We start from the raw sequence: 18,336 nt of genomic DNA, 5'->3' as shown, positions 1-18,336 counted from the left end.
GGAATAAGGGATGATAAAATTCCTACCCCAACGCAAAGAATAAATGTTGTGCGTAAGATGATCATTTTTCAAGAGATTGATGATGTGTTAAGAAAGTTTTTTAGAGATTTTTCTTTCTGAATTTTTTAATTGAATATGTAAAGTGTCTTATAGCATGTTATGAGTTTTATCGGTAACGGTAATTTGGCAGAAATGTTTGTAATGATATGTAAAGCATTGTTTAAAAGGAAAGACATTGGCTATAGTATTTACAGGAAGATGAGTAACCTAAGAGATCAGATGAAGTTATTTTAGAAAAGTTTTTAATCCTTTTGAATTTTGTATGAAGCGGTTTATCATTTTTGAATGGTTTGTGTTATAATACGCTAAAAAGGATGAGAGGATAAAAAGTTCTTTTGCAATAAAAGCGCGTGATTGCTTTTAAGTTAAGAAGAAAATATATAAGTAAGATATTATATTTGATACATTCTTCAGAGGAAGGATGAATAACTGAAATCAAATTTAAAAGCATAAAGTTAGAGAGAGTAATGGGTAATATTTTTTCACCAACGCATTTAATTATAATTTTATTGATTATCTTTGTGCTTTTCGGTCGCGGTAAAATTTCTGAATTAATGGGCGATGTTGCTAAGGGAATTAAAGCCTTCAAAAAAAATATGAAGGAAGAAGATGACAGCATTGAGGATAAAGTTGAAATGGCAACTACTTCCCAAATAATTGATGTAGAATCTCAACAATCTCAGCCGTTATCGGTAAAACAAGCAACAGTGCGTAGAAAGGTTTCTTCTGCTTCTAAAAAAAGCAAAACATCTGTTGCTAAAAAACAGTAACAAAAACAACAATCATCATTGTGCATTATTTTTTGATGAGAAAGTCGAATTAAGAGATGTTTGGGATTGATGGACCAGAGTTTGTCGTAATCTTACTTGTTCTCATCATTATCGTTGGACCAAAAGATTTACCTAAAATATTAAAGACAATAGCAAAGATAAGAGCGTATGTGTATTCAACAGCAAATGAATTTCGTCATCAGTTTGATGATGTAATAAAACAAATCGAGCGCGATGATTTGCAAAAAATATGTTCGGATATTAACGATTCAAGCAAGAAGTTGGCAGAAACTTTTGATCCCACTCAAAATATATTAGAGGATATCCACGATAATTGGGATGTTAAGGAAACACACCATAAATCAAAAAAAGATAAAGAAATTTTGGAATGTGATCAAAAGGTAATCAAGAAAGATATGACAGTTTCTATAGCTGCTCATCATTCTGAAAACATTTTTGTTTCTCCTAAAGATAAAGAAAAAGAAGATGTGTCATGAATGTAAAAAAAGATGAAGTTGATGCTAATATGGCGCCACTTTTAGAACATTTAATTGAACTTCGTCAGCGAATTATTTCTGTCTTGGTTGCATTTATGATCGCTTTTATGATGTGTTTTCTTGTTAAAGATTATATTTTAAATTTTTTACTATGGCCATATCAGTGGGCAATGAAAATAGCAGAGGGTAATCCTGAGGGGATTCGTTTACAATCAACGCAAGTATGGGAAACTTTTTTAACGAAGATGAAGCTTTCTGTTTTTGGGGGAATCATTTTATCTTTTCCCTATACGGCTTTTCAGTTTTATAGTTTTATTGCACCAGGGCTTTATAAAAATGAGCGTATGGCTTTTTTACCATTTCTCATTGGGGGGCCTATTTTATTTTGTATTGGGGGAGCGTTTGTTTATGGTCTATTAGCGCCAATAATACTATGGTTTAGCCTTTCTCAACAATTTCTTCCAGATGTTCATTTAAAAATAGAGTTTATAGTGCGTATTTCTGATTATTTGGGCTTTATGACATCGTTTATCCTAATTTTTGGTTTGATTTTTCAATTACCTCTTGTCATCAGTCTTTTAACAAAAATTGGATTTGTAACGTCTCATGATTTGGCGTCTAAACGAAAATGGGCTATTTTGCTCTCTTTTATTATTGCGGCAATCATAACGCCGTCGGATTTTTTTACAATGTTTGCAGTGGCTTTACCAACGATAGCACTTTACGAGATTTCAATTTTAATTGCTTACAGTATAGAAAAGAGAAGAAAATCCGCTTAAGAAAAGTGTATAATCTTATGCGATAAGGAATGAATAAAAACAATATAAATGAGGAATTTTTATGCTTGATATTAAGTGGATTCGTGACAATCCTGAGAAATTAGATAAAGCACTCGTAAGTAGAGGTCTTGAGCCACAAGCTGAAAGGTTAATACAACTTGATCTTGTACGTCGGTCGCATATTGCTAAGGTGCAATTGGCGCAGGAACGTCGCAATGCTGTTTCAAAGGAAATAGGACAGGCTTTGGCTATATCTGATCAGCAAATGGCTGAACGTCTTAGAGCTGAAGTTGAAGAGATTAAAGCTTTTCTTTCCTCTGCAACAGTAGAAGAAAAACAGCTGACGGAGAGTCTTGAGAAAATTCTTTCAGCACTTCCAAATATTCCATTAGATGATGTGCCAGAAGGTAAAGATGAAAGTGATAATGTCGTCATTCGACATTTTGGTACACCTCCAACATTCAATTTTACACCAAAGGAACATTTTGATCTTGGACAAGATCTCAAACAGATGAATTTTGAACGAGCTAGTCGCTTGTCTGGAACACGTTTTACAGTACTTTCAGGGGCGTTAGCACGGCTAGAACGAGCATTAGGCCAATTTATGCTTGATGTGCATGTGAATGAGCATGGTTATACAGAAGTCTCAATACCTCTTCTTGTTCGTGATGAGATTGTTTACGGAGCAGCACAATTACCGAAATTTGCTGAAGACCTTTTTCGTACAACAGATGGTCGATGGCTTATTTCCACAGCAGAAGTGCCATTAACCAATTTGGTCAACGATGAAATTCTTGAAATATCAGATTTACCACTGCGATTTTCTTCTTTATCTCCCTGTTTTCGTTCAGAGGCGGGAGCAGCCGGTCGTGATACGCGCGGTATGTTGCGTCAGCATCAATTTTGGAAAGTTGAAATGGTCTCGATTACCAGTGAAGAGCAGTCTTTAATTGAATTAGAACGTATGACGGAATGTGCAGAAGATATATTAAAACGGCTTGGTTTGCCTTTTCGCACAGTGGTTCTTTCTACGGGTGATATGGGGTTTGCAGCGCGTAAAACCTATGACATCGAGGTTTGGCTTCCTGGTCAAGAATGTTATCGTGAAATTTCTAGCTGTTCAGTTTGTGGAGATTTTCAAGGTCGTCGTATGAATGCGCGCTATCGTAAAGACGGCGATAAAAAATTGCATTTTGTTCATAGCCTTAATGGTTCTGGTACGGCTGTTGGACGTTGTCTTATTGCCGTACTTGAAAATTATCAACAGGCTGATGGATCAATTATTATTCCAGATGTTTTACAACCTTATATGGGAGGCATGCGCTGTATTACTGCTTAATTTTACGAAAGGAGAGACAATATGCGTTTATTGCCAAGAGGTGATGATACACAGACGCAAGTTTTTGCCATTTTAAAAGAAGCAGTTTGTCAGTATGATAAAAGTGCACCTCCATTGGAGATTGAATGATACTATGGGGCAAAAGGGTATTTTACAATTTCGTGAGGAGTTAGCCGCTCTTGTACTGAAAATGCGTAGCAAAGGCATCGATGATATGCGATTTTTTTCGGCATTAGAGAAAATTCCGCGTCAACAGTTTGTTTCTGCTCCTTGGTTTAATAGTGCTTATGATAATAAAGTTATTCCTCTTGAGTGTGGTGAATATATTGAACGTTTGGAAGAGCAACTCTTAATTCTTTCGGCATTATCGTTGAAAAAAAAGCATCGTGTCTTAGAAGTCGGTACAGGATCTGGTTTTTGTACTGCTCTTATGGCATGTCTGAGTGACCGTGTGACAACGATTGATCGTTATAAAACGCTTGTTGATTTGGCACGCCAAAAATTTCAAACTTTGGGAATTGAAAATATTGTTATACGGCAGATTGATGGAAGTCATCGTGTGACAGGTTTGGGATCATTTGATCGCATTCTTATTTGGCCCTCACGTTCTGATGAACCAAAGGAATTTTTAGAACTTTTAGCTGAAAATGGAATTCTCATTCAGGCGATAGGACCTGACGAAGGGGTACAAACGGTGACGCGCTATACAAAAATTGGTAGTCGATTTGAGTGTTTAGAACTGTTTCAAGTGCGTTACCAACCTTTTATTAAAGGCATTGCAGAGATACTTTAATTTTTAAAAGCTAAGAAATTTTTGCGAATTGTCTACGTTAAATTCATTTTGATCTTATATAAAGATATTTATGAATAAAACATCTCATTTTAACTCTTCAGTAATTTAAAAAAGCTTTAATGGAGTGAGTTGATTATTGATGAGTGAGCAAAACGATGTGTCTAAAAGCTTTAGATAATATTTTCCAGCATAATTTTCAGAGAATAACTTTATTAGCGGTGGTAACTATTGTTGCTGGTTGTAGTTCTGGTACACAGCGTTTTTCCAATACGTTCTCTCATCGTACGGTATCGCCTCAATCAAATATATCGAGCACTATGCCTACAGATCCGCAAATGCTATCGTACGGTAGTGGTATGATACAGAGCACTGAATTGCCACCTGTGGAACCAAGTGATGATTTGTGGAGAGATGAAAATTCTCCCTATAATTCTACATTGCAAGATAGAACAGCTTCTTTAGATGGTCGCGTTATGGGGGCACCTGCACGTAATCTTGGAACGCTTTCTCGTTCACAAATGGATAACTCTCCTATTTTTCGGCAAAATTCCTATATTGTCCAGAGTGGAGATACACTGCTCAGTATTGCACGACAAATAGGGGTCAATGTTGAGGCATTAAAATTAGCAAATGGCATAAACAGCAATTCCATTTACATCGGTCAAGTCCTTGTGGTTCCCAGTAGGCGTACATTAGTAACTTCAAATGCGCACAATAATAATGATTGGGCGGGGGAAACAGCAGAATCTTCATTCCAATCTCAAGTTACGTCCTCTATAAAACACAAAAAGGCTTCTCCTATATATAAAGCTCCTGTAACAACACCACCTTCTGCAAAGACAAACAGATCAAGTTCTGAAAACAACTCTTCTAAACAGATGATGCGGTTGAACCATGAGACTGGTTTATCAAGTACTGTTACGAATACAGATAATATTATGACTCCGCAAGCCACAGGAATTTCTAAGATGCGTTGGCCAGTACGAGGGCGTTTATTAAGCCAGTTTGGTCAAAAAAAAGGAACAATAATGAATCGAGGAATAGATATTGCTGTGCCTGAAGGGTCATCGGTAAAGGCGTCAGAAAATGGCGTCGTTATCTATGCGGGAGATGGATTAAAAGAGCTTGGTAATGTTGTTATGATTCGACATGAAGATAATATTATTACTATTTATGGATGTAATAGTAAGCTTGTTGTTAACAAAGGACAAAGGATAAGACGCGGTGATGAAATTGCTAAGTCTGGTGTTTCAGGAAATGTTAAGACTCCACGTGTCTATTTTGAGATGAGGAAGAATTCATTACCTGTTGATCCTCTTAAATATTTAGAAAACTAATTTATTGATGATTTTTAAATTTGAGCGATTTTATAGTTTATAGAAACTTTATGAAAAACAATTGATTTTCTTATATAAAATGATACTACAGCAAAAAAACACAGGTTTAAGGAAAACAGTTAGTTGGATTCATTAGATATTACCGTCTTTGTATTTATGAAGGTAATAGCATCATACTATTGTCAGCTCCCAGTATTCTAACCGTTCTTGCGTTTGATAGGGGGCATGAAAGAGAGATTTTACGCTTTCTTAAATAGTTTTTATCGACAGGCTCGTTTCATATGTGTGACATGCAAGAAAATCATTTTGATAATTCAGGGGGATTGAAATAAGAGAGTTTTAGTGTATTTAAATCTACTATTTGACATCAAAAACGATGAATTCTCTCTATATTTAAAGTTTTTTTCATAAGAGAAATTATTTTATATCATTTATTGGGGTAATGAGAAGGCTTATATTCTAGGATATATAATAGAGGGAAATAAATCTGTTTTTTTTAGATTTTTCTTGTTGTATTCTGTCTCTTAAGGATTTATTGCACTTTTATAAAGCTGGGATTAGATCATGTAGTCATCATTTTTTATGATAGATTCTTTAGAAGTTTTTTTCTGAATCAGAGTTTTATTTTAATAGAGTGGGAAATACCTGAGGTTTAACTATAGGAGATAAAAATGTTTATTACGAACGCTTATGCTCAAGTTGCAGGCGATGTTTCTGGTGGATTTTCATTTGTTAGTGCTATCCCGCTCATTTTAATTTTTGCAATTATGTATTTTTTTATAATCCGTCCACAGCGTGCACAAATGAAAAAACGACAAGAAATGCTTGATGCAGTACGTCGTGGTGATACTGTTATAACGGGTGGTGGTATTATCGGCAAGGTTACAAAAGTTTACAACGAGAGTGGTGAATTAGAGCTTGAAATTGGTGAGAATATGAATATTCGTGTTCTTCGCTCAACATTGGCTGATGTCCGCGTTAAAGGTCAACCGATTGCAGAAAAAAAATCAAAGCTTAATGCTAAAACAAAAATACCACAAAAATCTAAATCTAAAACGACAGCGAAAGAAATTGTAAGTGTATCGAAAGAGAAAAAAGCTATATCAAAGGAAAATAAGGAAAGTGCATCTTAAGGTGTAATTGCAGTTTATTACATTTTTTTAAGCATTTTTATAACAAGTATTGAAGTATAAAGACAGTTTCATTGGAGGAGAGGTTTTCATAGTCGCTACAGAGGGTTGAGCCTTTGTTTTCTTTAGATTATTAAAATAGTTGCTTTATTTATACAATATAAAATTTTCCTGTTCTTTAAACAACATCATTGTTTTTATAAAGAGAAGTTTTTTTATTTTTGAATAAATAAGCTGAAGCAATTTTTTTAAAGTTAGATTTATTTAAACCAGTATAGCATTAAATCGCAGTTTATTATCAAATTTTCATATATTTGTGAGTCAATTAGGGGAGGATATAAAAATTTCTATCTCAATACTCTTATAGGTTAGATTTAACATATCAATGTTTATGTCAACCTTTCATTAACTTTTATGGTAAGAAGTAAAAGGCAATTGGATTTTCAAAAATAAAAGGTGCATATTCATGTTCGATGCAATTCAAATTCGTGAAGCACATTTTCCAAGTCGCGCACCTATTGATGCGTATGGAAATGGTGGATTTCGTTTTGCTGATATGTCACATAGAGGTTCTATTATTTGTGTCCCATCAGGTATTTATGGCATTGATATGGCAGGGCCTATTCCTACTCAAGGAGATATATCTCGTGTTTTAGAAGAAGCTTCTGAGATCGAAGTTTTATTAATAGGTACTGGAGTTGAATTATTGCGATTACCTGAAGAGTTACGAGTCCTTTTATGGGAAAAACGTATTTCATCAGATACAATGAGTACGGGAGCGGCGGTGCGTACATTTAATGTTTTATTGGCTGAAGATCGTGCTGTTGCTGCGTTATTATTTGCAGTAGAATAAAGTGTCGTTTAATAAATAAGTGCTCTAGTTTATCATGAACAGCTTGCATAATTATTAATTTGATGAAGTTTGTGATCAGTACGTTTCCTGTAAAAAGGAAGCATTGTCATTTGTTCAGTCAAGAAGTGTTTTGCATTGTTTGTTGTTCTGAGTTTCACTATGCATGTTATGGTTATTTTAGCTTTTTTACTACAAATGAAAGTTTTAAGTCCGATAAGACAAATTTTATCAAAAAAGTTATTTATTTAATTTCTAAAAATTTCTTTCTAAAAAGAAAAAAGTAATTGGTGCAAATAATGAAAGAATGACATCAATAAAAATGCTATTATTATTTTTGAAATGTAAAGCAAGATAAACATTAATATTCACAAAATGTGATATGTTTTGTGTAGAAAAATCTATAAAAATTATACTTTATCTGATTTTACAGAATGATTTGATCAATATAGTTAATATTATTAAGTTTTGCACTTTAGAGGCTTTGGTTAGGGATATACGAATAAAGAAGCTAAAAAAATTGTTGGTTCGCAGTTTACAATTTCTTATAAAGATTTTTTGAAAAATTATGAAAAAACAGAGATTGATGGCGAGGAAATATTTAGCCTTTTGTTGTCAGTAGAACTAATTTTGTTGTGAAATTTTCTTTTGATGACTTTCAACTTCAGGATGGTGAATGCTTACTCTATTTCAAGAGAATATTTCGAGATATTCTTTATGACGAAAGTAATTTTTATAAATTTTTGCGAAAAATAATTAAAGTTTATGTGAAACAATTTTTTTATATAAAGTATAAATACTAAGTTACTGTTTTTCCGTTAATTAAAAAATGTGAATATTATCATTATTAGAAAAAAGCTAAAATATATTAAAGAATGATGATTGGGGGAGTTCATGAAAAATTTTATATTATCTGATTTCGAAAAATTAATTGATAAATATAGTGATCGTATCGATTTTGGCCCTCCCATTTATGATATACAGATTAAAAAGGCTGAAGAAACGATTGGCTTGCCATTTACAATCTCTTACAAAAACTGCTTGAAAAATTTTGGAATTTCAGAAATTGGTTGTGATGAAATATTGACCGTTTATGAGGAAAGTGTAGGGGCTCCTGTTGATTGTATTCCTGCTGGTGATCTTGTTTATCACCACTTACTCAATATAAAAAATGGTTTAGCTAGGCCACAGCAGCTCATTGTTTATGAAAATACTTTTGTGAAATACTTTACTTTGATTACTCTCAATTTCAAGATGGTGAATGTCCACTTTATTTCAGGTTTCCAGCTGGTGCTTCATATTATTATGCAAGCAATTTTTATGAATTTCTCTATAAAAGAATTAAGGTTAATTTTGAATAATTTTTTTAATATGAAGTTGAAAAAGCTATTGAATAAAAAATGGCGGAAGATTGATTGGTATGCGCTCTTCCCTCATTGAATTCGTTGAGAATGGAAGTGCATCATGATGCCAACCAAAGATGTAACAAAAATTTAAAAAAATTTGGTTGGGTACCCTATCGCGATGATATTGGTCATTACCATGCTTTTTATTATTTATCTGATCTCTTTGTAAGCATCGACTACGAGGTAAAATATGGATGGAGAGATAGAAAGCTTATGCTGGTGGCAAATCTCAGCACTATTCCCTATCTTCTTGCTTGGGAATATATTAAGGGGGAGAGACTTTGCTCTGAAAGTATACTTTTTTCAGAGGATAGATATTTTGATGTTAAAATGAAAGATCTTTCTGAAAACCGTATTCAGGAGTCCTTAAACAAAATAATCACTTGGGCAAAAACACAAAATATTGAACAAAAATTACACCAAGAAGCTTCCAATGGTAGCTCTAAAAGCTCTGTTGTTGCCCGTGTTTTGCTCGATGATATAGAGTCGCTGAAGCTTTGTAGTCCTACATCAAACTTAAATATAGCAGAATTTTCTGATTACAAAACAACAACATGGATTGAGCGCTTTCTTCTTTTTGTGCAAGCCTATAAAAATAGTGCGTTGGATGATATTTGGGTGCGTACAACACCTCAAAAACAGCTAATGAGCCTAACAGCGGCAACCAATATTTTTTAAAGTTCATGGTTGGATTGCAACAGCCCCTGGAAAAATGTGGTTAGCTTTACCTGATCGCTTTGTTAAATTTCATTTTGATTTGTGGTATCTCAATGATAAATCAAATGTCTATATTAATGCTATAACGTCTACAGAAGAGCTTTCTAGAGCCTGCTGGTATATTCATTATGGTAAGGCTTACGAACTTGTACGACCTGAGAATATTTATCCAACTTTTACCAGCTTTGGAAATGGTCTTAATATATGTTTTGATACACTCACAAAGCGAGAACTTATCAACATTTCTGAGAGAGTGATGCAGTGGGCACGCACTGAGAATTTTGAGGCAGAAATAAAAAAAGAGCGCCTATTCAAACATATCTTCAAGCATCTGGTTCTTGCCGCAATATGATCTGGCATTTGGCTTGCTTAGCGTTGATAGGTAAGATTAAGGCATTGAAATCTTATCAAAATTCTCTTGAAACAAACAAGGTTACTCAATATGCGACAAGCTATTTTCTCTTTAGCTGTGTTAATCGCGCTGTTGAATTTGCTGAAGAACATTTTATTCCGTGTAGACCTAGTGAAAAAGAAAATTTTATACGGCGGATGATGTCTTCTCATGAGACAAGCACCATATCGTTCTTTCATCGGTATGTCCTATATCTATTCACGAAACATAGCTGCTTCAGAGTGGGAAATACTATAATATTTGTAGCAATTTCTTTTAATTTATTCATATCAAAATACAAATCCGATACCTTTTGGCAAAATTTATCAAGATAAATAAACAATTCATCAGAGATGATATATCTTTTTTTCTCGAATTCTCATTAAATCATCAGTTTTATTATTTAACGGATGCGCTTCAAAATTACTTGCACGATTTCCTGCTAATTTGGTAGGCATATAATGATTTATGATGTTACAAAAACTACAATCTAAAGGGCCTGAAACATTACTTCCAACCATACCAACGTAGTTATTTTTATTCTCAAAACACTTATATAATTCTTTAATATTACTTGCAAATGGCTTATAGACAAAAGCACTATAGCTATATTTGTGAATTTTTTCATAACCACATTTCACGAATGTCTCATCAGCGATATTTAAGAAACCCAAATCTGGAATTTTTGAAGGAAATTTCACAGGCTGTTCTATTCCAAACAAATTATTCTTATCTATCCTATCAATAAAATAATTCCACTGCTCAAAATTAATACTTGCATTGAAATCAATAATAAATTTTACATTTTTGTTTTCATTAACAATTGCAATTGTATCATCCAAATACTGATTCGATGATTTCAATTTTATCAAATCGTAATTACGTATCTCATCATCAATAATTGCACCTATTCCTATCGTTTTAATAGATTTTATTAATCCAGAATTAGTAATTTTAGCCATTTCAACTTTTAAAAAAATCTTCCAACCCAAAGAAATAGCTTAAAGAATTTGCAAAGTGTTTACTTTTATTTATTGATCGTTCATTTACAGATTTTATAAAATTGTCCAGCATTTCTCCGTGACTAGGTGACAATGGCAACTCCATAGCAAAGGGCGAAATAACTTTATCCTGAGCAGTAAATAAAATTATCAGTTCTGTTTTTTCAACTAATACACCAGAAGAACTGTGAAAAGAATCCGATAGTTTATATTTATTGGTGTAAACTCTGATGCGTATATCCATATTTTATTTCACAGCCAGAAAAAAAATCCCGTATCATATTTAACTGAAATGTATTCTCATACTTTTTTCTATTTTCAAAATTAACTAAAATGAACTCGGGAGTAGCGATACATATTAGAGCTAACACTTCTGCCAAATCGAATCTCTCCGATAAAGTAATCGTCACACTATATGGTACGCTATATTTTTTCATACATTCTATGTTACGCACCCGCTTTTGTTTATATTTTTTACTGTCTAGATTTCTTATCTCTGAAATAACATCTGTGCCTATTTGTATCCCTAAAAAGAACGGATTACTCTTTAATAGCTTCAAATATGGTTGAATATATAGATATGCCCCTCTGTTGCAATCCGAAAATATTTTTTACAAATGAGACACATACAAGTATATTTATGAAGTAAATCATAATCGAGCTCAAAAGGCTCTCCACCAGAAAGAATAATAAAATCAGATTTTATGTCATTTATTGTATATAAAGATTCAGGCAACGCGTCATCTCTCACCATACATTCCATCGAATACGGACAATGATTGCAGCCCGCACTGCAATTTTTATTACAAATTACAATATTATCGCCCATGAAATTTCTTATTCAAGTTCATATAATCCAATACTAATTGTTTCATGAAAATATTTTGGTATAGACAAAGATCAGAAATTTTTTTAGCCACAAACGCTTTTATCATTGGTAAAGCTTCATCCTTTGATATAGACAGCAAATGAGAAATATAGTCTATCCGTTCTTCTAAATTGAGAGATAATTTTGGACTGGTGAAAAATGTTAAGATATCCAATTCCGGACTGGCTTCTTGGCATAAATCCCAATCCACTACCATAAAAGAACTATCAGGAGTAACAATGATATTATCAGGATGTAAATCTCCATGTGATAAGATTATATTCTTGCTTAATCGATCTTGAAAGATCTTATTGATTTGATCAATAATCGCCTTTTGATGTAGCAAATCCATTTGGCTCAATACAGTACCTCGGATAAACTCCCATTCGATTACTTCATCGCGAAGTGTTATCAAATTTGGTGCAGGATAGAGACTTTGTCGAAAAGAGCCATCCTTGATGTTTTCATTAATGCACGATGCTTCCGGATAAATTTGCCCATAGCAAAACTCTTGATGCTTGCGTTTCAAGAAATGTTGTTTTGACGATTGTGCATTTTCAGGCTGTAACCAAATGATTTCTTGTTTTCTGACAAAAATAATTAAAGTAGACACCCCAAAAATCACAGCCATAATCACTGCCAACCACAAATTAGCTTGCCAGAATGTTGAAAAAACATGACCGTATAAAAAACTGAATGCAAAGGATACAACAGCTGTAATAATGGCTGTGAATGATAAAACAGTCGCGATAGCTTTGGGATCAATCAGTGAATTTATAAGAAGAGACGACAGATAAGATCGATAAGCAGATTTAAAAACACATAGCAGTAAAAATCCTAATATAAGAGCCGCAATGATTTGAAATGACATGAGAAAAAAAGCAATGGTTACCATACAACCAATCATTAAGACGGGGAAAATAGGATTTTGAAACTTTGAAAAATACTTCTGAAACAATATATTGGAACTTGCTGAAAAAAAATTCCCAATGATAAAAATAATCGAAACTAAAATAGCAGGTTGAAATGGTAAAAAATCAGAAAATGCGATAGAAACAGTTCGATTATTAACCAAAATAGCAAAAGCTGAAACTGCACTTAAAAAAATAAGAGTGAAGCGATAAGGATTTTTGACTTCTTTACGGCTGGCGCACATAACTGTGAAAATACTCGGATGAGCGTTGATATGAAAATTATCTAATCCCTTCGTCAGTTTTGAAAACATAAAAATAGCAAAAATTAATGAAAGGACTTGAAAAATCACAGGCAATGCAGGATGCATATAATAAAGTATTCCCCCTAAAAAAATAAGTACTGTTGTCACACTATAGGTAACAGCAGCCACTTCGGACTTAACGGAAAACAGTGTGCGATGCTTTGGTACTACAGAAAAGAGTAAACTATCTTCCGCACCTGAGAAACAAGCGGCCGCTAATGTAATACACAACAAATAAGTGGCGTAAGCAAAATATGAATAATTCATAAAAAGAGCTAAAAAACCGCAAAGAAAGAAAAACAGCCCAGTATAAATAACGCGCTTACTTCCATAAACATCTGATAATAAACCCAAGGGGACCTCTAAGATCAAAGGAAGCAATAAAAAATAACTACCGATTAAAACGATATCCGCTTGCGACAAATGCAATTTTTCCGACAAAAAAAGTGGTAAAACAGCAACCACTAGAGCAGTAGACTTGCTAACACTATAAATCTTAAATTGCTTAACCTTATCCACAAAATACCTTCCCACGACATCCGCCAGATTCTTTCAAAGATTTTAAAACGTTTTGAGCAGACCAATCTATTGCCTCATAATTTTGTAGATTCCCAAAAGCTTCTGAATAAAAGCAATTTTTGAAATCTCCATTATAGTCCAATACCAAGGATGAAAATGGAAATAAACACATTAACGGCGACGAAACGTACGTAGAATTTTCGCCTAAGTAATAATTAATACAATTTACAAAATTTTGTGACGTCCATGAGATTTTCCTTTCTTAGAACTTTTTATCTATATAAATCTGGAGGGGGGATTCTTTCCTTGATAATTCATCTCTCAAATGAAAAAGTGAGCCGTTTGGCGGAAGAGTTTTGTTTCTTAAAGCCTTAGATCGATCCTTTGTATTATTTTTTCTGGAAAAACTAAATGACGACGTATCAAGCGGGTTGAATCCGATATAATTGACATCTTTGCTTATAAAAAAATCGATAAAATTAATAATATTTTCTAGAATCTCTTTGGTAACTGTCGCTCTTATTCCTATACTTTGCAGAGGTTGAAGATTCTTAATTGTTTCAATGTTTTTCCACACGCGATCAAATTTATTTGCCCCCCCGTATATCATAATATCCCTGGACACTAGTCGAGTCCATAGAAATAACAATTTCTTTTATGTCATACTGTGAAATCCATAAATTTTTATGCAATAAGATGCCATTGGTATTTAATTCAATAGGCAGACTTAGTTCATTCAACGTTAATAAAATATCTTTAAGCTTCGGATGCATTAAAGGTTCTCCCTCAGAAAGCATCACTGAGGCAGCTCCTTTTTCTTTCAACATTCTAAATAAGGGTATTAAACTTTCTGGAGTATGCCAATTTTTTTCCTTAATCTTCCAGCAATCGCACATGATACAAGGGCTATTGCAATTCTGGATAATATGTATAATAGGTGTTACAGGTCCCCATAATTTTTTAAGATCAAAAATCGAATCTGACGCACTAATCAAGTTTTCCTTCTTTAAAAGAAAACTATTCTTTTCTAGTTCTCTTAACAAGATTGAAAAATCTGATGCTAAAATCTCTGTCTCTACATTAAGCTTTGCCGCAACAGTTTCAATTTTCTGATTCTGTAAAAAACTGAATCAATTAAAATTATAGCTGAATCATTAAGCACAATAGTCTGAAAATCATTTAATCTAGTTATGCTATTCTCGTCGAGATTAATACGAAACATTTCCCCTCCTAAATTGTTTCTTAATAATACAATGGATTAAGGGCGCTGCTGCACCCTTATCCTGCTTTTTTATTTTTTTCTATCTCGCACTAATGGTTTATAACAAATTAAAGTTGCACTCTTCACAGTGCCAATCACCTGCGTTTTTTATATGACATAATATCCCCCCCCTCATATTATTATTATGTACCTTATTTATATTCAAGACAATTAGTATTTTGTAAAAAACCTAAAAAATTACAACTTTATAATTGTAAAGTCAATTTAACTGTATTACGCAATATTCAGTTTGGAAAACAAATTGGCCTATACCGGTATAAATCGAAAAACTCTTGTGCTCAGCTAATTTTCATTTTAATTATTAAGTTCATTCAAAAAGTATTATTCCTGATTTCAATGGCTATTTCACTTCAATCGCAATAAGAAATATGCAATGCTCTGCTTTATCAAGTAATTTTAAAAAGTTTTTTTGGAGCTGAAATAAAGAATAGTTGTTGCGTAAATCAGCTTCTCAGAAGAAAAATTTTTCAATTATTTTTCTGTTTTAATTGTAATTTTGTAAAATACTACTTGTGGTAAAATTACCTTTAAAAGAGGTTCTACTCGACGCAAAAATACAAACTTTTATTTCTTATTAAAGATACAATCATATTGATTTATAATGATAATCTAGCGTTATTCATATTGAATTAGACCCTCGAATAACGCAAGTTTCTCTCATTCCAAACCTGTTTATGTTGAATCAATCAAAACCACTCGCTTGCACATAACAAGCAGGATGAATGTGTGGATCAAATTTGTATAAGAAAGAACTAAAAATGGTTCTTATTGTCTTAAGTGCCAAGGTCTGTAGCAACATTGGGGGGACAAATAGTATGGTAAGTTTGCTCCAAGCTTAAAGATGGTATGCACAATGGATTTTATATTATGCACGAGAGTTTTAACATTATACTATTTGTAGAGCAGTAGCGAAATAGATTTAGAAGTATTGAAGAGATAAAAAAGCACGCGAGTTGTTAATACAAGTGAAGTGTATTCGGTTTGTATGAGGAGGAGGTGTGTGATCCCATTAAAGAATGCAATAAATAAAAGCGTGAGGCAATGCGTAATCTCCATTAATTAGTGATACATAATTGAATATATGGAAAAAAATTATAGGAAGGGTTACACTTTGATTGATAAAAAGAGAAAAAATAACTTGTAGGGCATAATCCTTAAAAAGTTTTTTATGTGTTGTCATAGTTGCTGATTCAATAACCTTTGGGTGGGTTATAGTAGTGATGTATTGGTATTTTTTTCAATTGACATCTTCAATAATATACACAAATGTGCTCGTATTTTTACGACATTTTTTGCCTTTTGCACATCGCTCTTGAATTAGAATGAATAGACGTTAGCATATAGATTCTCCAATATTTTTCTCTTGTTCAATTTTTTGCACGTGATATTCTTAGATATTCTGATATTGAAAGATAAAAGGCTTTCTCAATTATATGTAAAATGTCATACAGATGAGATTTGATGCAATTAAGTTTATAGGCTTTAAGATGCTTATGACTTATCTGTTTTGTGTTTCGGTGAACATATAAGGGTGAATAAAAAGATTTTGTGAAAATTACTTTATTTATTAATTTTTATGCTAAAAATACCCATTATATTTTATAGTAGAAAGTTTGTTGTTAAGCATATTATCTTGATGTAATTGATTCTGCAGAGAAAAAAGCAAAAATAGATCCAGTTTGTCTATTTTATTATACTTTGAGAATATTCTTTCTCACAGGGGAGATATTTTAGTGCAAGGCAACTTTTTAAAGTTAAAAATAGTTTGGATGTTTGGAATGGGTAAAGAGAAGTTACTAGAAAAAAGTATTAGTTTATAATACATTAAGAAACACATTTAAAAATCTTATTTTCTGAACTGTATTTGCTTATCCTTCATTTTTTAATATGAATAAAAAGAGGGTATTAATTTAATTGCTAAAAAAGGGACGTTAATAGGTTCATAGAATGATAGGCTCTCTTCCTTATTGTCTTGATATTTTACGTACCATAGATCGTGATCGCTATATATCGGTTTTATTTGCGCCTAAAAAAAAGCGCCAAGCATTGGCTGCTCTTTATGTATTTAATGCTGAAGTTTCTCGTATTCGCGAAAGTGTACATGATCCATTCATAGGAGAAATACGGTTACGTTGGTGGTATGATGCTATTGCTCATGGTGAAATGCAAACGAGTGGAAACAATCCGATTTTGAATGATTTATTAAAAGCAATCACTCTTTTTAATTTACCTAAGACAGCTTTTTTACGTTATTGTGATGCACAAATTTTAGATCTTTATCACAATCCAATAGAAACACTTCATGATCTAGAGCATTATTGTGGTGAGACAGCAGGCATAATTTTACAGCTTTCTTGTCAGATATTAGATCCTGATACTGCACAAGAGTTTACAGATATCTATGAGCATGGAGGGATTTCTCAAGGATTAAGCGGTGTATTACGTCTTTTATCATTCATGCAATCACGATATCAATATTATTTACCTACTGATATATTAAAGGCTATAGGAGTGAATAGGGAAGATTTGGAATCCCATCATCTCAGTGATCAACAAAAGGGTCGTATTGTTGAAGCTATGGTAGCATTATCACGCGATCATTATACCCAATTTTACGAGTATTCTTGTATTTTACCGAGAGTTCTTAAGCCAGCTTTTCTTCCATTGGTCATTGTACCGGCTTCTCTTCAAAAAGCTATACAGCTGGGGGCAGCAATTTTTCAAGAGAGTGCAACTTTGCCATTGATGTATCGCTATTGGTTGATAACAAGGGCAGCAATAAGCGGCAATTTTCCAAAGATATTGTAAAAGAATATTACTACGTTAGAATGCGTAACATGTAGACTGATTTTTTCATAGGAAGATAAAGGAGCTATTGTGATTCCAAACCATTTTTTTGTTATAAAAAATGTTGATGTTTTGGTTGTTATGAACGCAAAAGAATAAGAAATTTTGTGATCTTGAAAATACGGTATATTTCTTCATCAGTAGTATGTTTTATTCAGTATATTGGATGGGTGAGATGCAGAGAAAGAAAAACATGAAATAAAATTTCTATTTTATGAGAGAAGTTATCTTAGCAGTCTATAAGTCTATAAAAACTCTTATTTTTGAGAAATTATAACATCATAATTGATGACTGTTATGATTTATGAATATATTGATTTATAATGATAATTCGTTTTTTCTCATATTGAATGAGAGTCTTGAATAGAAAAAGATTTCTCCATTTTTATAATGAATTTTAAAAATAGTTTTTTCTCTGTTATAAGTTGGGTGTGTAAATGAAATCATTTAAGGAAGAAGCAATACGCTTCCTATGAATGAATATTAAGAGTAGAAATATGCTGAGCTATGAATGACGATAGGGATGACATTTAT

General features: G+C 32.8%; 15 protein-coding genes and 1 pseudogene. 12 read left to right on the top strand and 4 right to left on the bottom strand.

The genetic code is table 11. The annotated features are described in order from the left end of the window. Nucleotides 1-527 precede the first annotated feature (527 nt). The 11 genes and pseudogenes from tatA (at nucleotide 528) to ACFIKI_RS04415 (ending at nucleotide 10,030) form a co-directional block, all read left to right on the top strand. Nucleotides 528-830: a twin-arginine translocase TatA/TatE family subunit gene (gene tatA / locus ACFIKI_RS04465; protein ID WP_375665852.1), complete on the top strand. Its 303-nt coding sequence runs from the start codon at nucleotides 528-530 to the stop codon at nucleotides 828-830. Between the two features lie 56 nt (nucleotides 831-886). Continuing rightward, nucleotides 887-1,327 (top strand): twin-arginine translocase subunit TatB, encoded by a 441-nt coding sequence (locus tag ACFIKI_RS04460; RefSeq protein WP_375665851.1) that lies wholly within the window; start codon nucleotides 887-889, stop codon nucleotides 1,325-1,327. Next, nucleotides 1,324-2,106, top strand: coding sequence for a twin-arginine translocase subunit TatC (tatC, locus tag ACFIKI_RS04455; RefSeq protein ID WP_375665850.1), 783 nt, complete (start codon nucleotides 1,324-1,326; stop codon nucleotides 2,104-2,106). Before ACFIKI_RS04460 ends, tatC begins: the two co-directional genes overlap by 4 nt. A 61-nt stretch (nucleotides 2,107-2,167) precedes the next feature. After that, the gene (gene serS / locus ACFIKI_RS04450; RefSeq protein WP_375665849.1) at nucleotides 2,168-3,445 is read left to right on the top strand and encodes a serine--tRNA ligase; all 1,278 of its coding nucleotides are present in this window, start codon (nucleotides 2,168-2,170) and stop codon (nucleotides 3,443-3,445) included. A 133-nt stretch (nucleotides 3,446-3,578) separates the two neighbouring features. After that, nucleotides 3,579-4,238 carry a protein-L-isoaspartate(D-aspartate) O-methyltransferase gene (locus ACFIKI_RS04445; protein WP_375665982.1) on the top strand — a complete coding sequence of 220 codons (660 nt, stop codon included), beginning with the start codon at nucleotides 3,579-3,581 and terminating at the stop codon, nucleotides 4,236-4,238. A gap of 155 nt (nucleotides 4,239-4,393) precedes the next feature. Continuing rightward, nucleotides 4,394-5,575, top strand: a complete 1,182-nt coding sequence (locus tag ACFIKI_RS04440) for a peptidoglycan DD-metalloendopeptidase family protein (RefSeq protein ID WP_375665848.1) — start codon at nucleotides 4,394-4,396, stop codon at nucleotides 5,573-5,575. 671 nt (nucleotides 5,576-6,246) lie between these two features. Next, nucleotides 6,247-6,708 carry a preprotein translocase subunit YajC gene (yajC, locus tag ACFIKI_RS04435; RefSeq protein ID WP_375665847.1) on the top strand — a complete coding sequence of 154 codons (462 nt, stop codon included), beginning with the start codon at nucleotides 6,247-6,249 and terminating at the stop codon, nucleotides 6,706-6,708. 463 nt (nucleotides 6,709-7,171) lie between these two features. Next, nucleotides 7,172-7,558 carry an Mth938-like domain-containing protein gene (locus tag ACFIKI_RS04430; RefSeq protein WP_375665846.1) on the top strand — a complete coding sequence of 129 codons (387 nt, stop codon included), beginning with the start codon at nucleotides 7,172-7,174 and terminating at the stop codon, nucleotides 7,556-7,558. Nucleotides 7,559-8,449: 891 nt separating this feature from the next. Further along, nucleotides 8,450-8,916 (top strand): annotated as a pseudogene (locus ACFIKI_RS04425) (SMI1/KNR4 family protein). A 90-nt stretch (nucleotides 8,917-9,006) separates the two neighbouring features. Further along, nucleotides 9,007-9,639 carry a DUF6990 domain-containing protein gene (locus ACFIKI_RS04420; protein WP_375665845.1) on the top strand — a complete coding sequence of 211 codons (633 nt, stop codon included), beginning with the start codon at nucleotides 9,007-9,009 and terminating at the stop codon, nucleotides 9,637-9,639. A gap of 34 nt (nucleotides 9,640-9,673) precedes the next feature. Then, nucleotides 9,674-10,030 carry a hypothetical protein gene (locus ACFIKI_RS04415; protein WP_375665844.1) on the top strand — a complete coding sequence of 119 codons (357 nt, stop codon included), beginning with the start codon at nucleotides 9,674-9,676 and terminating at the stop codon, nucleotides 10,028-10,030. A 386-nt stretch (nucleotides 10,031-10,416) separates the two neighbouring features. On the opposite strand, the gene ACFIKI_RS04410 is transcribed toward ACFIKI_RS04415, so the two are convergent. The 4 genes from ACFIKI_RS04410 to ACFIKI_RS04395 form a co-directional block, all read right to left on the bottom strand. After that, nucleotides 10,417-11,061, bottom strand: a complete 645-nt coding sequence (locus ACFIKI_RS04410; protein WP_375665843.1) for a hypothetical protein — start codon at nucleotides 11,059-11,061, stop codon at nucleotides 10,417-10,419. Then, nucleotides 11,033-11,314: a hypothetical protein gene (locus tag ACFIKI_RS04405; protein ID WP_375665841.1), complete on the bottom strand. Its 282-nt coding sequence runs from the start codon at nucleotides 11,312-11,314 to the stop codon at nucleotides 11,033-11,035. The genes ACFIKI_RS04410 and ACFIKI_RS04405 overlap by 29 nt, the downstream gene beginning before the upstream one ends. 574 nt (nucleotides 11,315-11,888) lie before the next feature. Then, the gene (locus ACFIKI_RS04400; protein ID WP_375665840.1) at nucleotides 11,889-13,673 is read right to left on the bottom strand and encodes an MFS transporter; all 1,785 of its coding nucleotides are present in this window, start codon (nucleotides 13,671-13,673) and stop codon (nucleotides 11,889-11,891) included. Nucleotides 13,674-14,260: 587 nt separating this feature from the next. Continuing rightward, on the bottom strand, nucleotides 14,261-14,668 hold the full coding sequence (locus ACFIKI_RS04395) for a radical SAM protein (RefSeq protein WP_375665839.1): 408 nt from the start codon (nucleotides 14,666-14,668) through the stop codon (nucleotides 14,261-14,263). Nucleotides 14,669-16,902: 2,234 nt separating this feature from the next. On the opposite strand from ACFIKI_RS04395, the gene ACFIKI_RS04390 reads away from it, so the two are divergent. Beyond that, nucleotides 16,903-17,763 (top strand): phytoene/squalene synthase family protein, encoded by an 861-nt coding sequence (locus tag ACFIKI_RS04390; protein WP_375665838.1) that lies wholly within the window; start codon nucleotides 16,903-16,905, stop codon nucleotides 17,761-17,763. The last annotated feature ends 573 nt before the right edge of the window (nucleotides 17,764-18,336 follow it).

Origin of the sequence: Bartonella sp. TT121SHDZB (genome assembly GCF_042193415.1) — a bacterium.
Classification (GTDB): Bacteria; Pseudomonadota; Alphaproteobacteria; order Rhizobiales; family Rhizobiaceae; genus Bartonella.
This window is presented reverse-complemented; position numbering and strand designations above follow the sequence as displayed.

Coding starts and splice junctions, on each gene's coding strand:
- tatA (WP_375665852.1), top strand. CDS start 528: ATGGGTAATATTTTTTCACCAACGCATTTAATTATAATTTTATTGATT.
- ACFIKI_RS04460 (WP_375665851.1), top strand. CDS start 887: ATGTTTGGGATTGATGGACCAGAGTTTGTCGTAATCTTACTTGTTCTC.
- tatC (WP_375665850.1), top strand. CDS start 1,324: ATGAATGTAAAAAAAGATGAAGTTGATGCTAATATGGCGCCACTTTTA.
- serS (WP_375665849.1), top strand. CDS start 2,168: ATGCTTGATATTAAGTGGATTCGTGACAATCCTGAGAAATTAGATAAA.
- ACFIKI_RS04445 (WP_375665982.1), top strand. CDS start 3,579: ATGGGGCAAAAGGGTATTTTACAATTTCGTGAGGAGTTAGCCGCTCTT.
- ACFIKI_RS04440 (WP_375665848.1), top strand. CDS start 4,394: ATGTGTCTAAAAGCTTTAGATAATATTTTCCAGCATAATTTTCAGAGA.
- yajC (WP_375665847.1), top strand. CDS start 6,247: ATGTTTATTACGAACGCTTATGCTCAAGTTGCAGGCGATGTTTCTGGT.
- ACFIKI_RS04430 (WP_375665846.1), top strand. CDS start 7,172: ATGTTCGATGCAATTCAAATTCGTGAAGCACATTTTCCAAGTCGCGCA.
- ACFIKI_RS04420 (WP_375665845.1), top strand. CDS start 9,007: ATGGAAGTGCATCATGATGCCAACCAAAGATGTAACAAAAATTTAAAA.
- ACFIKI_RS04415 (WP_375665844.1), top strand. CDS start 9,674: ATGTGGTTAGCTTTACCTGATCGCTTTGTTAAATTTCATTTTGATTTG.
- ACFIKI_RS04405 (WP_375665841.1), bottom strand. CDS start 11,314: ATGGATATACGCATCAGAGTTTACACCAATAAATATAAACTATCGGAT.
- ACFIKI_RS04390 (WP_375665838.1), top strand. CDS start 16,903: ATGATAGGCTCTCTTCCTTATTGTCTTGATATTTTACGTACCATAGAT.